This is a genomic window from Variovorax sp. Varisp46, from assembly GCF_059491885.1.
This window is the reverse complement of record NZ_CP168515.1, coordinates 588,603-603,105: the sequence shown is the minus strand read 5'-3', so window position 1 is coordinate 603,105 and position 14,503 is coordinate 588,603. Positions and strand designations below refer to the sequence as shown.

Annotated in this window: 15 protein-coding genes; 8 read left to right on the top strand and 7 right to left on the bottom strand. The window is 68.6% G+C overall.

Going from position 1 to position 14,503, the window contains the following annotated elements; all coding sequences use genetic code 11:
- The first annotated feature begins 15 nt into the window (after positions 1–15).
- Positions 16–1,263 (top strand): MFS transporter, encoded by a 1,248-nt coding sequence (locus ACEN9N_RS02735; protein WP_413315006.1) that lies wholly within the window; start codon positions 16–18, stop codon positions 1,261–1,263.
- Positions 1,264–1,274: 11 nt separating this feature from the next.
- On the opposite strand, the gene ACEN9N_RS02730 is transcribed toward ACEN9N_RS02735, so the two are convergent.
- Entirely contained in the window at positions 1,275–2,198 is a 924-nt protein-coding gene (locus tag ACEN9N_RS02730) for a LysR family transcriptional regulator (protein WP_495655315.1), read from the bottom strand.
- A gap of 48 nt (positions 2,199–2,246) precedes the next feature.
- On the opposite strand from ACEN9N_RS02730, the gene ACEN9N_RS02725 reads away from it, so the two are divergent.
- Complete coding sequence (locus ACEN9N_RS02725; RefSeq protein ID WP_495655314.1) at positions 2,247–2,771, top strand: GNAT family N-acetyltransferase; 525 nt, start codon at positions 2,247–2,249, stop codon at positions 2,769–2,771.
- Positions 2,772–2,821: 50 nt separating this feature from the next.
- On the opposite strand, the gene ACEN9N_RS02720 is transcribed toward ACEN9N_RS02725, so the two are convergent.
- From ACEN9N_RS02720 to ACEN9N_RS02710, 3 genes are all read right to left on the bottom strand, one after another.
- Positions 2,822–4,090 carry an AI-2E family transporter gene (locus tag ACEN9N_RS02720; protein ID WP_495655313.1) on the bottom strand — a complete coding sequence of 423 codons (1,269 nt, stop codon included), beginning with the start codon at positions 4,088–4,090 and terminating at the stop codon, positions 2,822–2,824.
- Complete coding sequence (locus tag ACEN9N_RS02715; protein ID WP_007830445.1) at positions 4,087–4,836, bottom strand: LytR/AlgR family response regulator transcription factor; 750 nt, start codon at positions 4,834–4,836, stop codon at positions 4,087–4,089. The genes ACEN9N_RS02720 and ACEN9N_RS02715 overlap by 4 nt, the downstream gene beginning before the upstream one ends.
- Before the next feature lie 91 nt (positions 4,837–4,927).
- Positions 4,928–5,926 carry a sensor histidine kinase gene (locus tag ACEN9N_RS02710; RefSeq protein WP_413315898.1) on the bottom strand — a complete coding sequence of 333 codons (999 nt, stop codon included), beginning with the start codon at positions 5,924–5,926 and terminating at the stop codon, positions 4,928–4,930.
- Here ACEN9N_RS02710 and ACEN9N_RS02705 point away from each other — a divergent pair.
- From ACEN9N_RS02705 to ACEN9N_RS02695, 3 genes are all read left to right on the top strand, one after another.
- Positions 5,871–6,026, top strand: coding sequence for a hypothetical protein (locus ACEN9N_RS02705; protein ID WP_235507842.1), 156 nt, complete (start codon positions 5,871–5,873; stop codon positions 6,024–6,026). The genes ACEN9N_RS02710 and ACEN9N_RS02705 overlap by 56 nt on opposite strands.
- A gap of 31 nt (positions 6,027–6,057) precedes the next feature.
- A complete protein-coding gene (gene argH, locus ACEN9N_RS02700; RefSeq protein ID WP_413315899.1) occupies positions 6,058–7,455 on the top strand; it encodes an argininosuccinate lyase in 1,398 nt (465 codons plus the stop codon).
- A gap of 134 nt (positions 7,456–7,589) precedes the next feature.
- Positions 7,590–9,059 (top strand): rhomboid family intramembrane serine protease, encoded by a 1,470-nt coding sequence (locus ACEN9N_RS02695; RefSeq protein ID WP_413315900.1) that lies wholly within the window; start codon positions 7,590–7,592, stop codon positions 9,057–9,059.
- Between the two features lie 13 nt (positions 9,060–9,072).
- On the opposite strand, the gene ACEN9N_RS02690 is transcribed toward ACEN9N_RS02695, so the two are convergent.
- Both ACEN9N_RS02690 and ACEN9N_RS02685 read right to left on the bottom strand, forming a co-directional pair.
- Entirely contained in the window at positions 9,073–10,383 is a 1,311-nt protein-coding gene (locus ACEN9N_RS02690; protein ID WP_478178547.1) for a hypothetical protein, read from the bottom strand.
- A gap of 39 nt (positions 10,384–10,422) precedes the next feature.
- Positions 10,423–10,962: a hypothetical protein gene (locus ACEN9N_RS02685; RefSeq protein ID WP_007830440.1), complete on the bottom strand. Its 540-nt coding sequence runs from the start codon at positions 10,960–10,962 to the stop codon at positions 10,423–10,425.
- A 142-nt stretch (positions 10,963–11,104) separates the two neighbouring features.
- On the opposite strand from ACEN9N_RS02685, the gene ACEN9N_RS02680 reads away from it, so the two are divergent.
- Genes ACEN9N_RS02680 through ACEN9N_RS02670 form a run of 3 tightly spaced genes read left to right on the top strand, consistent with a single transcriptional unit; the run spans position 11,105 to position 13,239 of the window.
- Positions 11,105–11,698 carry an RNA polymerase sigma factor gene (locus ACEN9N_RS02680; RefSeq protein WP_413315904.1) on the top strand — a complete coding sequence of 198 codons (594 nt, stop codon included), beginning with the start codon at positions 11,105–11,107 and terminating at the stop codon, positions 11,696–11,698.
- A gap of 31 nt (positions 11,699–11,729) precedes the next feature.
- Complete coding sequence (locus ACEN9N_RS02675; protein ID WP_495655312.1) at positions 11,730–12,479, top strand: anti-sigma factor; 750 nt, start codon at positions 11,730–11,732, stop codon at positions 12,477–12,479.
- A gap of 28 nt (positions 12,480–12,507) precedes the next feature.
- Positions 12,508–13,239, top strand: coding sequence for an SGNH/GDSL hydrolase family protein (locus ACEN9N_RS02670; RefSeq protein WP_007830437.1), 732 nt, complete (start codon positions 12,508–12,510; stop codon positions 13,237–13,239).
- 106 nt (positions 13,240–13,345) lie between these two features.
- Here ACEN9N_RS02670 and opgC read toward each other — a convergent pair whose 3' ends face one another.
- Complete coding sequence (opgC, locus tag ACEN9N_RS02665) at positions 13,346–14,488, bottom strand: OpgC domain-containing protein (RefSeq protein ID WP_413315907.1); 1,143 nt, start codon at positions 14,486–14,488, stop codon at positions 13,346–13,348.
- Between the last annotated feature and the right edge of the window lie 15 nt (positions 14,489–14,503).

Genomic DNA, 14,503 nt, shown 5'->3' with positions numbered 1-14,503 from the left:
CAAGGACCGCATTCCATGATGAATTCACCCAGCAGCAACCCCTGCATCGACGAGCTCGCGAGCGCGGCGGCACCCGCACCGGCCTCGGCCTCCCGCTCCGCATGGCTTGCCGTCGGCTCCATCGCCGTCGGCACCTTCGCCATGGTCTCGACCGAGTTCATGCCCATCGGCCTGCTGACCGACATTGCGCGCGGGCTCAACGTGTCCGACGGCACGGCCGGCCTGATGGTCACCATGCCCGGCGTGCTGGCCGCCTTCGCCGGCCCGGCGCTGATCGTCGCTTCGGGCAAGCTCGACCGCCGCACCGTGCTGATCGCGCTCACCACGCTGCTGATCGCCTCGAACCTGCTCGCCGCCTTCGCGCCCAACTTCGCCACCATGCTGGTCGCGCGCCTGCTGCTCGGCCTGTGCGTCGGCGGCTTCTGGACCTTCGCACCCGCCGCCGCCACGCAACTGGTGCCGCATGCCTCGCAGGCGCGGGCCATGTCGTACGTGCTCGCCGGCGTGTCGGCCGCCACCGTGCTCGGCGTGCCGGCCGGCTCGTTCCTCGGCACGCTGTTCGGCTGGCGTGCCTCGTTCGCCGTGACCGGTGCTCTCGCCGCGCTCGTGCTGCTGGTGCAGCTGTGGCTGCTGCCATCGATTCCGCCGGTGCGCGCCATCGGCGCGCGCGACCTGCTGACGCCGCTCACGCGCCGCATGGCGCAGGTCGGCCTGCTCGCGGTGCTGTTCTTCATCGCCGGCCACTTCGCGGCCTACACCTACCTGAAGCCGCTGCTGCAGCAGGTGTTCGGACTGGCGCCCAACTCGGTTTCGACGCTGCTGCTGGTCTACGGCGCGGTGGGCTTCGTCGGCACTTTCGTCGGCGGCAGCCTCGTGGCGCGAAGCGTGCGCGGCACCACCCTGCTGGCGGCGCTGATGCTCGCGACGGCGCTGCTGCTGACGACCGTGATCGGCTCTGGCTTCGTGCCCGGGGCAGTGGTGGTCGTGATCTGGGGCGTGGCCTTCGGCCTCATCCCGGTGGCGCTGACCGGCTGGATGATGGAAGCGGTGCCCGACGCGCCCGAAGCCGGCCAGGCCCTGCTGGTGAGCGGCTTCCAGGTGGCGATCGCCTCGGGCGCGCTGATCGGCGGCGTGACGGTCGACAGCTTCGGTATCTCCAGCGCGATGGTGCTGAGCGGCGTGCTGGTGCTGATCGCCGCGCTGATTGTCGGCACGCTGGGCCGGGCACGCGGCGGCGCGGCGCTGGCCGCCATTCCCGAGTAACGGAAACCTGGCTAGCGGCGGCCGGGCTTTCCGGCCGCCACGATGGCATCGAGCACCGCGCGCAAGGCCTTGCTGACGGGCTTGTCCCGCCGCATCACCACGGCCAGCGTGCGGTGCATGCGGGGATTCAACCGGCTGGTCTTCAGCTCGGGATGGGCGCCGCGGCCCGCCATCGACATGCCGGGCACGATGGCGTGGCCCAGCCCCGCGGCCACCATTTCCTTCATCGCCTCGACGCTGCCCAGCTCCATCACGGGCTGCGGATGCAGGCCCTGCGCGGCGAACCAGCGGTCGACCAGCTTGCGCGTGTTGGCGGCAGGCTCGAACAGCACCAGCGGCAACGCGCCAAGGTCACCCGGCGCCACCCTCGCCTTGAGCGGCGCGAAGTCCGCCCGACCGATCGCGACGAACTCGTCGTCGAGCACCGGCATCACCGCCAGCGAACGCCCCGCCACCGGCAGCGTGACCAGCGCGAGGTCGAGGCTGTTCTCTTCCACCTTGCGCGCCTGGTCTTCCGTGTTGCCGGTGCTCACCACCACGCCGAGTTCCGGAAACCGTTCGCGCAGGCCGCGCAGCACGGCCGGCAGGAAATGCAGGCAGGCCGTGGCGCCCGTGCCCAGCCGCACCCGGCCCGCGATGCCGCTCGCATGGTCGGCCAGCGCATCGATCGCGTTCTCCACCGCGGCGTCGATGTGCGGCATGTGGCGCAGCAACTCCATGCCCGCGGGCGTGGCCTTCGCGCGCTTGCCGACACGCTCGACAAGCCGCACCGCCAGGCGACGTTCCAGTTGGCGGACCTGCAGGCTCACGGCCGGCTGCGAGAGCCCGAGCCGCTCGGCGGCCGCCGAAAAGCTGCCCGTTTCGATCACCAGCCCGAAGGACCTGAGCTGGTCGAGGTTCAGCGACTTATCCAAAGTATTTCTCATGCCTTGCATATCTCGGCGAAGCTTCACTTATCGAATGTGGGTCGTCAAGATCGGGGCATGCCATCACAACCCATCGCTTCCACCACCGTTGAAGTCCTCGACGCCGAACCGCACCACATGGCCGCCGTGCAGGCCATCTACAGCCACTACGTGCTGCACGACCTCTGCTCCTTCGAGGAGGATGTGCCCACCGTCGAGCTGATGCAGGCGCGACGTGCCGACGTAACCGCTCGCGGCCTGCCCTACCTCGTGGCGACGATCGGCGGCGAAGTGGCCGGCTATGCCTATGCCACGGCCTACCGCGCCCGCTCCGCCTACCGCCATACGGTGGAAGACTCGATCTACGTCGCGCACGGCGTGCACGGCCGCGGCATCGGCAAGGCGCTGCTGCACGAAGTGATCCGCCGCTGCACTGACAGCGGCTTCACGCAGATGGTGGCGGTCGTCGGCAACAGCGCGAACATGGGCTCGCAGCGGCTGCACGAAAAGCTGGGCTTCGATCGGGTCGGCGTGCTGCGCGACGTCGGCTTCAAGTTCGGGCAGTGGGTGGACACCGTGTTGATGCAGCGCGCCCTGCGCTGAGCGACACGACGGCGCCCGGGAGCGGCTGGCTTGCGCTGCTGTGCGCAGCCCTACTCCCCCAGCAGCTCTCCGACCGGCTGCAGGTCCTCGACCCGGTCGCAGATCGACTTGATCACCATCGTGATCGGAATCCCCAGCAGCAGCCCCCAGATACCCCAGAGCCAGCCCCAGAAGATCACCCCGACGAACACCGCCACCGGGTTCATGCGGCTGGTGCGGCTGGTAAGCCAGGGCATGAGCAGGTTGCCGACCAGCGTGTGGATGACCAGCGAGGTGCCGGCCACCAGCAGGCCCATCTGCAGCGTGTTGAACTGCAGGAAGGCCACGAGTCCGGCCGCCGAAAGCACGATCACCGAGCCGATGTAGGGAATGAGGTTGGTGACCGCCGCGAGGATGCCCCAGACGGCAGCGTTCTCGAGGCCGATGGCCCAGAACGAGAGGCCGGTGGCGAGGCCGACCAGCGCACTCGTGAAGATCTGCACCAGCAGATAGCGCTCGATGTTGCGCGTGATGTCGTCGAGCACATGCACGGTGACTTTCTTCTTCTGCAGGCTCGGCCCCGTGATCTTGATCAGCTTGCGCCGGAAGGTGTCGCCCGAGCACAGCGCGAAGTAGGTGAGAAAGGCCACCAGCGTGAGCTGCCCCATGGCGCCGAGCAGCCCGACGGTGCCGCTCAGCAGGTAGTCGCGCACATTGAAGTTGGGCCGTTCGACGATGACGCGCGCCACGCCCTTGCGCGCCGCCACGCGGGCCGAGTTTTCCTCGGCGGCGCGTTCGAGCTGGGCGGCGGCCTGCTGCACGCTTTCGAGCGGCGTCGCGCTGGCGTTCCTGTCCCTGCGCATCGCCTGCCCGAGCTTCTGCGCGGCGACCGGCAGTGCATCGAGCAGCTGCGAGGCATTGCCCGAGAGCGAGTAGCCAGTCCAGCCCACTCCGCCGAACACGCCCGCGAGGATCAGCGCCGCGCCGATCCAGCGCGGCAGCTTCCAGCGATACAGGCGCTCGACCAGCGGCGACAGCGCATAGGCCAGCAGCAGGCTCAGCATCAGCGGAATGAAGACCGCCTTCGCCCACTGCAGCGTGAAGACCGTGGCCAGCACCGCGAGCAGCACCAGGGAGGCGCTGCGCACGTCGATCGGCATGTCCAGCACCAGGCGTTCGCGCCCGGTCGGCGCGGGCTGCGCGAGCAGTTCCTCCGGCGAAGGTTCGGGCGGGGGTTCGGACGCGGCCCCGGATGCAGGCGCGGCAGCCGGAGGCTCCGCGGAGGCTTCGGCGGGTGCGGGCTTTTCTTCGGAGGCCGGGGTCTTCTGCTCGTCGTTCATCGCGTTTCCTTCAGCACTTCGCGCACCGCGGCAAGTTGGCGGCGCGACACGGCCACGGGTTCGGGAATGGCGTCGAGCCGCAGCGCCCAGCCTTCGGCGTCCTCGCCATCGTCGTACTTTTCCAAAGCGCGGATGGCCCAGCGCGCCACCAGCGCATTGCGGTGCACGCGCAGGAAGCGGTTCGGATAGCGCTCCTCGAACTCGTTGAGCGAACCGTCGAGGATGTGACTGCGCGTGGCGGTGCGCACGGTGAGGTACTTGTATTCGGACTTGAGGTAGAGCACCTCCGACAGCGGCACGCGTTCGGCGCGGCCACGGTCCTGGATCAGCACCGTCTCGGGTACCTGGGCCTCGGCCTGCAGTGCACGGCGCTCCTTCAGGAAGCGCTCGGCCTTCTGCAGCGCCTGCTGCAGGCGCTCGGCGCGCACGGGCTTGGTCAGGTAGTCGACCGCATCGAGATCGAAGGCCGTCACCGCATGGCTCGCATGCGCGGTCACGAACACCACGGCCGGCGCGTCGGGCCGGCTGCGCAGTGCGCGCGCCACCTCGATGCCGTCGACGCCGGGCATGTGCACGTCGAGCAGCACCAGGTCGAGCGCCAGCGCAGCAAGATGCCGCTGCGCTTCGGCGCCCTGCGAGGCCTCGGCCACCACGTCGGCGGCAGGCGAGGTGCAGTCGCGCAGCAGCGTGCGCATGCGCGAACGCGCCAGGGCTTCGTCGTCGACGATCAGTGTCCTGAGGGTCATGCAGTCTCTCTTCTTCTCTTTCGGTGAACACCGCGGAACCGGCTTTGCCGGGCCGCAGGTGTTGCCCCCGGCAGGGGGCGAGCCTGATCCGTCATGATTCGGCGGGAATGGCGATGCGAACCCGGTAATTTTTCTGGTCCATGCCGGCGCTGAACTGCATCTGCATGTCGTGCAGCAGCCGCAAACGGTCGCGCACGTTGGCCAGCGCAATGCCGTGGCCGCGCGGCAGCGGCTCGTCGGCCCAGCGCAGCGGCGGCAGGCTGTTGACCACCTCGATCACCACCATGCCGCCGCGCCGCTCGGTACGGATGCGCACCTTGGCGCCCTCGGGGCTGGGCTCCACGCCGTGCTTGATGGCGTTCTCGACCAACGGCTGCAGCAGCAGCGGCGGCAGGCGCGCGTTGCTGGCGGCGGCATCCAGGTCCCAGCGGATGCGCAGGCGGTCGCCGAAGCGCACCTGCTCGATGGCGAGGTAGCGCTCGGCCAGCGCGATCTCGTCGGCCAGCGTGCCCGATTCGCCCGGGTCGGCCAGCGCCTGGCGGAACAGCTCGGCCAGGTCTTCGAGCATGGTCTCGGCCTTGGCCGGCTCCTCGCGCACCAGCGCGATGGCGCTGTTGAGCGTGTTGAACAGGAAATGCGGGCGGATGCGCGACTGCAGCTCTTCGATCCGGGCCGTCATCGCCGCGGGCGTCTGGCCGCGCGCGCGCAGCACCATCGCGGCCATCACCAGCGCCGAGAACAGGGTGCCGGCCAGGGCGCTGGCCAGCCAGGGCGCGGTGGAGAGCACGCCCGTGAGGCGCAACAGGCCGCAGCCATACAGCGCCGACACCGCGCCGAGCACGGCGCCGGCCGTGTACTGCCATTGCTTCGGCAGGCGCTGCAGCGGCTTCTTGAGCCCGCAGGCGCTCACCAGCCACAGCAGCGTGGCAGGCAGGGCCCCGCCCGTGACCGTGGCCGCCTGCACCAGCCATTCGCCGGGCGTGGACGCCACGAACAGGGTCGCAATCGCCACCACCACCTCGACGAACACCACGGTGCGCAGCACCACCCCGATCTGGCAGGCGTCGAAGATGGACGGACTGCCGCGCAAGGGCGCGCGCGCCCTTTCGGGCGATGGCGGGGGCGTGGTTGTGGAGCTGGCCGATAAAATCGCCGGGTTGCGCATCGCAGACATCAGTTACATCGGGTGACCAACCCATTATTGCCTCCTGGACGGCTCCCATGACCCAAAACCAACTCGACAAGAAATCCGAAGCCTGGTCGGCCCTGTTCTCCGAACCGATGAGCGACCTGGTGAAGCGCTACACCTCCAGCGTCTTCTTCGACAAGCGCCTGTGGCAGGCCGACATCCAGGGCTCGCTCGCCCACGCCGGCATGCTGGCTGCGCAGGGCATCATCGGCGTGCAGGACCACGCCGCGATCGAACGCGGGATGGCGCAGATTCGCGCCGAGATCGAATCCGGCGCCTTCGAGTGGAAGCTCGACCTCGAAGACGTGCACCTGAACATCGAGGCCCGCCTGACCCAGCTGGTCGGCGACGCCGGCAAGCGCCTGCACACCGGCCGCAGCCGCAACGACCAGGTCGCCACCGACGTGCGCCTGTGGCTGCGCGGCGAGATCGACCTCATCGGCGACCTGCTGGTCGAGCTGCAGAAGGCGCTGGTGGACATCGCCGAGAAAAACGTCGACGTGATCCTGCCGGGCTTCACCCACCTGCAGGTGGCGCAGCCGGTGAGCTTCGGCCACCACATGCTGGCGTACGTGGAAATGTTCAGCCGCGACGCCGAACGCATGGCCGAGGTGCGCCGGCGCGTCAACCGCCTGCCGCTGGGCGCCGCCGCACTGGCCGGCACCAGCTACCCGCTGGACCGCGAGCTGGTCGCCAAGACGCTGGGCATGGACGGCGTCTGCCAGAACAGCCTGGACGCCGTGAGCGACCGCGACTTCGCCATCGAATTCACCGCTGCGGCCAGCCTGTGCATGGTGCACGTGAGCCGCATGAGTGAAGAGCTGATCCTGTGGATGAGCCAGAACTTCGGCTTCATCAACATCGCCGACCGCTTCACCACGGGCTCGTCGATCATGCCGCAGAAGAAGAACCCCGACGTGCCCGAGCTGGCGCGCGGCAAGACCGGCCGCGTGGTCGGCCACCTGATGGCGCTCATCACGCTGATGAAGGGCCAACCGCTGGCCTACAACAAGGACAACCAGGAAGACAAGGAGCCGCTGTTCGACACCGTCGACACGCTCAAGGACACACTGCGCATCTTCGCCGAGATGATTGGCGGCATCACCGTGAAGCCCGAGGCGATGGAAGCCGCCGCGCTGCGCGGCTACGCCACCGCCACCGACCTGGCCGACTACCTCGTGAAGAAGGGCCTGCCCTTCCGCGACGCGCACGAAACCGTGGCCCATGCCGTGAAGGCCGCCACCTCGCACAAGGTCGACCTGGCCGAACTGCCGCTGTCCGTGCTGCAGCAGTTCAACCCGAGCATCGAAAAGGACGTGTACGACGTGCTGAGCCTGCGCGGCTCGCTGAACGCGCGCAACATCCTGGGTGGCACCGCGCCCGCGCAGGTGAAGGCGCAGGTAGTCCGCCACCGCGCCCGCCTCGGCTAGAAATGTCGGCCCCCCGGCTTTTCACTCGCTGCACTCGTGTAACTCCACCCCCCAAGGGGGAGGCGCGGCCCGCCTTGGGGCGGCCCGGCGGCAGCCGCCCGTAAGCGGCCAACCCAACAATTGGGAAACGCACCGTGTTCTACGCCATACCGCTCGAGAACAAACCGAGCTGGCGCAATCCACCGTGGATGACGGTGCTGCTGATCCTCGTGAACATGATCGTGTGGTGGGGGCCGCAGCGCAGCGAGGAGAACGCACGCGAGCGCGCCGCCCACTACTACGTGAACAGCGTGCTGCCCGAACTCGAGCTGCCGCCTTTCGTGGAATGGCTCGAAAAGACGGACCCCAAGCGCGGCAAGCTGGCTCGCCGGATGCTGCCGCACGAGGAAACCTATCCGCAGCTTCTTGAAAGCCTGCAGAACGACAGGAAGTTCCTGGCGAAGCTGCAAGCCGACGGGATCATCACGCCCACCAACCCGCAGTACGGCGAATGGAAGCGGGACCGCCAGCAGTACGAGGCCATGCTGCCCGCGCCCTTCACCGCGCGCTGGTCGCAGGACTACACCAAGGACGCCGAGTTCAAGCCCTGGACCTGGATCACCGCCGCCTTCCTGCATGGCAGCACCGGCCACCTGCTGGGCAACATGCTGTTCCTGTTCCTGTTCGGCTTCTCGGTCGAGCTGGCGCTCGGACGCGGCACCTACCTGAGCTTCTATCTGCTGGGCGCCGTCGGCGCCTCGGCGCTGGCCGGCTGGGCTTATGCCGGCAAGGACGGCTATGGGCTGGGCGCCTCGGGCGCCATCTCGGCGTTGATGGGCATGTACGCGGTGATGTACCGGCTCAAGCGCATCCGCTTCTTCTACCAGCTGTTCTTCTATTTCAACTACGTCACCGCGCCGGCCTTGCTGCTGCTGCCGGCATGGATCGTCAACGAGCTGATGCAGCATTGGCTGGGCGGCCAGGGCATCGCCTACATGGCCCACCTGGGCGGCCTGCTGACCGGTGCAGCATTGATGACCGGCGCGCTGCTGCTGCGCCGGGTGCAGGCGCCGGAGACGGCCGCCGCACCCGAGCCCGACCGCTTCGGCGAGCATGTGGCCGCGGCCCAGAAGTTCGGCGCCGCGATGAAGTTCGACAAGGCGTGTGGCGAATGGCGCGCCGCCGCCGCGCTGCGCCCCGGCGACAGCGACACGCTGCGCGCCTGGTTCAACACCGCGCGGCTGCAGCCCGCGAGCGACGACTTCCACCAGGCCGCCCGCCGCATCTTCCGTCTGCCCGCCACCGACGAGGGCACGATGGCGCTGCAGCACGCCAGCTACAAGACCTATCTCGACCAGGCCAAGCCCGGCGCACGGCTGAAGCCCGAGGACATGGCCCGGCTCGCGCGCCGCTTTGCCCGCATCCGCCAGTTCGAAGACACCGACAAGCTCTGCCGCATCCTGCTGAAGACGGCGCCCGACCATCCGGAACTGGCCGACACGCTGTCGGCCTGTGCAAACGGGTTGCTGCATGCGGGCGAGCGCGACAAGGCGATCGGCCTGCTGCCGCACCTGCTGCGCCTCGCGCCGAACGACATGGTGACGCGCGCACTGCAGAGCGCCTGAGGAGCCTGAAGAACTAGGCGGCCGCCGCCGGCCGCAGCAGCCAGCGCACTTCCTGCGTCTGCTCGCTGTCGGGGTAGCGCGACTCCATCGTCGCCAGGATGGGCTGCGCCATGTCCGAGCGCCCCAGCCCCTGCACCAGCGCACGCGCCGCCAGCTCGTAGGCCTGCGGAATCGCCTCGTGGCCGCGAAAACGCTTGTCGAAGCCCGACAGCAGCGCCAGCGTGGCGTGCGCGTCGCCGCTGCGCCATTCGGCGCGCGCCATCGCGACCACCATCGCCGCGTCGTCGAGCGCGAAGGCCTTGTCCTTCTCCTTGCAGGCCTTGAAGACCTTGAGCGCCTCCGAGGCGAGGTCGCGCCGCATCAGCAGCGGAATGAAACGCCGCGCCTGGTCGAGCATGGTGTCCTTCTTCTCGGGCATCAGCGCCAGCACGCGGTGGTAGCGGCGCTGCGCCGCAAGGTCGTCGGACGCGGCCGTGCGCTGGGCCTCGTAGGCCGTGCCCAGCGCGGCCGCGAGATCGCCCTCGGTGACCAGATGGGCCACCTCGGCGTCGATGCGCTGCGCCGCGATCTGCTCGGGCGTGCGGCGGTCGACCGGGGAGCCGTCGCCCAGTTCGCTGCCCGGCACCGCGTCGAAACCGAAGGCGTCGTGGTGCTGGAACATCACGTAGCCCAGCAAGCTCGCCATGACCCAGCCGAAGTAAATGAACGCGAAGTTGACGACCGGCAGCGCGATGCGCCCGTCGAACATCGGCAGCAGCAGCGACAGCGCCACCTGCGCGCCCGTGCTCAGCAGGAACAGGAAGAAGCACAGCAGCGCATACGGCCAGCCGATGGTGCGCATTGCGTCCATCACGTGGCCGGGGTTCATCGCCTGGAAGAAGCTGGCCGACTGCACCAGCACGATCACCGCCGCCGGGAAGGTGAAGGACATGACGAACAGCCCCACCGTGCCCAGGATCGGCGCATACCAGGCAAGCCAGCCGATCAGGAAGGCCTGCACCAGCGTGATCGCGAACAGCTTCCACGGCAGGTAGGTCCAGTCGTCGCTCGATTCGCGGCCGAAGTCGGCCGAATCGCGAATGCCGCGCGCGCCCAGCGCGATGATCTTGAAGCCGTATCGGCTGGCCGCCAGCATGATGCCGACCTCGATGACGAAGAGCGCCAGCGCATCCGGCAGGAAGAAGATCGCGTCGAAGAGCAGGCTGCAGAAAGACAGCAGCAGGCCATAGGCCAGCGGCCGCATCTGGAACGGGAACGCGAAGAAGCTGTTCAGCCGGCGCCAGAACGGCGGTGGCGGCGGCAGCGAATCCTTGACGGCGATCATGGCAATTCCTCCTGTTTTTCTTCTTGTGCCTGTATCCGCTTACTTGCGGAAGAACTCGCTCTGGCTCATGGCGCCGGCACCGCCGATGCGCATCACCGTGACCTCGTCGGCATGAACGAGGCGCATCTGGCCGAGCTCGCGTTCCAGGCGCTGGGTGAAGCTGGTCTTGTATTGCAGCAGCGACTCGCCCATCTTCAGCACATTGGTGCCCGTGACGGTCGCGCTCTTGCGGTCGGTGGCCACCTCGATGGTGTCGATGTGGTAGTCGTACTCGATGGTGAGGATGCCGCCCATGCGCTCGCCGACCCTGCTGAAGGTCTCGAAGGCCTCGCGGTTCGCCTGGCAGGCCTCGTCGCGGTTGTGGGAGCGCTCCACCGTTTTCCCCATCATGGTGGTCTTGCTCTCGATCCGGGCCTTGCGGCTGAGCTGCTTGCACAGCATCTCGGCGTCGCGCGAGTAGATGGCGTGGGCTTCCTTCTGGTAGAAGTCGCGCACCATCGATTCATCAAGCTTGCGGCCGCCGATAAAGAAATACCACGCGCCCACGCAGAGCGCGATCACGATCGCAATTTGCTTCATTTCTTCCCGCCCGCGCCTGCGCGCATCCCTCTTGATTTTGCGGGGCAGTATACGTTGCCGAATGTTTCCTGGAGGCGTCGAAACGAGTTCGTGCCCCTGAATCCGGCCGCCCGGGCGCCCCGTATACCGGGCATGTGCATCGATGCCCGACAATCCCCGAATGCCAGCACCCAGCCCCGACGCCGAACTGATGGCACTGATCGACCGGATCGGCCGTCGCGACGAAGCCGCCCTGCGCCAGCTGTACGACCGCACCTCACCCAAGCTGATGGGCCTCGCGATGCGCGTGGTGCGGCAGCGCGAATGGGCCGAGGACGTGCTCCAGGAAGCCTTCCTGACTGTCTGGCGAGTCGCCGGCGACTATCGCGCCTCGCTCAGCCCTCCGCTCGCGTGGCTCGGGTTGATCGTGCGCAGCCGGGCGCTCGACCTGCTGCGTCGCCGCGCCGCCGACCGCACCCGGTTGACCCAGGAATTCGACGAACTCATGGCCGACCAGTTCGAATCGGATGCGCCCAACCCCGCCGACACCGCCGATGCCAGCGAGCAGGCCTGGGCGCTGCACCAGTGCCTGAGCCAGCTCGAGGGCCGCCAGCGCGAGGTGGTCAGCCTGGCCTACCTGCGCGAAATGAGCCACGGCGAGCTGGCCGAGCAGCTCAGGCTGCCGCTGGGCACGGTCAAGACATGGATCCGGCGCGGGCTGGAAAGGCTGCGCATCTGCATGGGGCGCTTTGCGTGAGAGCGATGGCGAAGAAGAAGGCGGCCCTCCCATGAATCTCCTCGAACACCCCGAGCTGCTCGAACTGCTGGCCGCGAACCACGCGCTCGGCACGCTGCGCGGCGGCGCCCGCCGCCGCTTCGAGACCCTGGCCCGCGAACAGGCGCCGGTACGCGCCGCCGCGCTGGTCTGGCAGAGCCGGCTCGCGGGCATGACCGAAATGCAGTCCCCGGTCGTGCCCGACCCGGCCGTATGGACCCGCATCCGCAACACGATCGACGCCGAGCAGTCCGCGCTCGCCATCGAACGCCAGCGCAATGCCGCCGCCGGCAAGCCGCAGCCGCAAGGCGGCTGGCAGCGCAGCCTCGCGCTGTGGCGCGGCGCCACGGCCGCCGGCGCACTGGCCACGGTGCTGGCCGTGGTGGTCGGGCTGAACCTGCGCGACCAGCTGCAGAACGCCCCGGCGGTGCAGTACGTGGCCGTGCTGAACGACGACAAGGCCGCGCCCTCGATGCTCGTCACCTTCGATCCGAAGAAGAAGCAGCTGGTGCTGCAGCGCGTGGGTGGCTTCGACGAAGGCAACGACAAGTCGCTGCAGCTCTGGGCCCTGCCCCCGGGCGGCGCGCCGCGTTCGTTGGGCGTGCTCGACAAGGCGCCCGCGCTGCGGCTGGCTGCGTCAGAATCCGACGTGCGCGTGCCGGCCCTGGCGATCAGTCTCGAACCGAAGGGCGGCGTGCCCAGCGAGGGCGGCCCGACCGGCCCGGTGCTCTTCCACGGCGCCCTCATTGAAAAAACCATCTGACCTGTTTGCTGCCCTTCCGATGCCTTCGATGAAAACCGCGCTGGCCGCGGTCGCGCTGCTGACTGCGGCACTCGCCTCGCATGCCCAGTCCGCCTTCTTTCCCCAGGAATCGGAGACGGCCGCCGCCGAGGCCGCGTCCGCGCGCGACTACCTCGCCGCCAAGGAGCGCTGGCACAACGAGCTCGCGGCCTTCGCGCGCGCCGACCAGGAGCGCTTTCCGGCGCCCGGCGGCGTGGTGTTCGTCGGCAGCTCCACGGTGCGCATGTGGACCCGCCTCTCGCAGGACTTCGCGCGTGTGCCCGGCGGCGTGGTCAACCGCGGCTTCGGCGGCTCGACGCTGGCCGACTGCAGCCTGTTCGCGCGCGACCTCGTGGTGCGCTACAAGCCGCGCCAGGTGATGGTCTATGCGGGCGACAACGACCTGGCCGAGGGCCGCACCCCGCTGCAGGTGCTCGACAGCTTCGCGCGCTTCGCCAACGCGGTGCGCGCAGAGCTGCCCGACACGCGCATCAGCTTCATCTCGGTCAAGCCCAGCCCGTCGCGCGAGCAGCTGATGCCGCAGATCCGCGAGACCAACCACGTGATCTCGGCCTACCTGAACCTGCTGCCCAACAGCGAGTTCATCGACGTCTACACGCCGATGCTGGGCGCCGACGGGCGGCCGCGCGCGGAGCTGTTCCGGGGCGACAGGCTGCACATGACGGACGAAGGCTACCGGCTGTGGCATTCGATCATTGCGCCGCACCTGCCGAATCCTTGACTCGCCCCCAGGCTTCGCGCACTTCGTGTCGCGCGCGCCTTCCCCCTACCGGGGGCAACACCAGTGGCCCGGCAAAGCCGGTTCCACGGTGTTCCTGGAAAAGACCTCAGGCGGGCGCGGTCTCCGACGGCATGTCGTCCGCCGGCGGCGGCACATCAGCCCCGCGCGTGAAGCGGGCCACGAAGTACATCCCCGAGAACACCGCCAGCAGCAGCAGGCCGTCGCCCCACCACGGCCGCGCCATCTGGTTGTCGCCGTAGAAGGCCAGCACCAGCAGCACCGCCACGAGGTGCGCGCAGAACACCGGCAGCGAGGCGGAACCCATCGCCTCCAGCCAGCGCAGCCGCGGAATGCGGCGCATCAGCCACGGCCCGAAGCGCACTGCCAGGATGCACAGCGCCACGAGGTTCACCAGCCGCAGCGGGCCGAGTTGCCATTTGTCGAACAGCAGGTTCAGCTCGACGTCGCCGCCGAACGGCGCCTGGCCGTTGATGCCGGTGTGGCGCCAGTAGACCCCGTAGAGCGCAATGCCCGCCGCAAGCATCAGCAGCCACCACGGAAAACGCAGGGGCCGGGCTTCCGGGCCGCTGCGCGTGGCGCCGATGCACAGACCCGCGAACCACAGGAACTGCCACGCATAGGTGTTGAACGCGCCCATCTCATGGAACGGCACCGGCACGTCCAGGTAGCGCACAGCCAATGCATAGATCCATTCGCTGACCCCGAACTGCGCCGCCGCCCACACGGTCGCGCTCGCCACCATCACCCCCGTCCAGCCGTGGCGCATGGCAAAGGCCAGCACCCAGGGGCTCATGAGCATGAAGAAGATGTACATCGGCAGGATGTCGAGCAGCGCCGGCTCGTAGATCAGCAGCAGCCCGAACAGGAAGCCGTCGCGCGGCTCCGCCAGGTAATACGACACCAGGTTCTTCACCGCCGGCTGGTCGATGTGCAACCCCACCGCCGCGATCACCGTGAACAGGAACAGCAGGATCGCCGCCTGGCACAGGTAGACCTTCACCACGCGCCGCCAGAAGGCCTGGCGCATCGAGTCGACGCCGCGCAGGTAGCCGATGCGGCTGTACACCAGCCCGGCCACGAAGGCCGACAGCAGCACGAAGCCCTCGGCGGCCGAGACGAAGCCGAAAGGCTGACCCAGCGGATCGGTCAAGCGGGTGGGCAGATGGGTGACGGTCATCAGCACGAGCATCAGCCCGCGCAAGGCGTCTATTTCCCAGTAGCGTTTCATCGGTCGGCGGCGAGG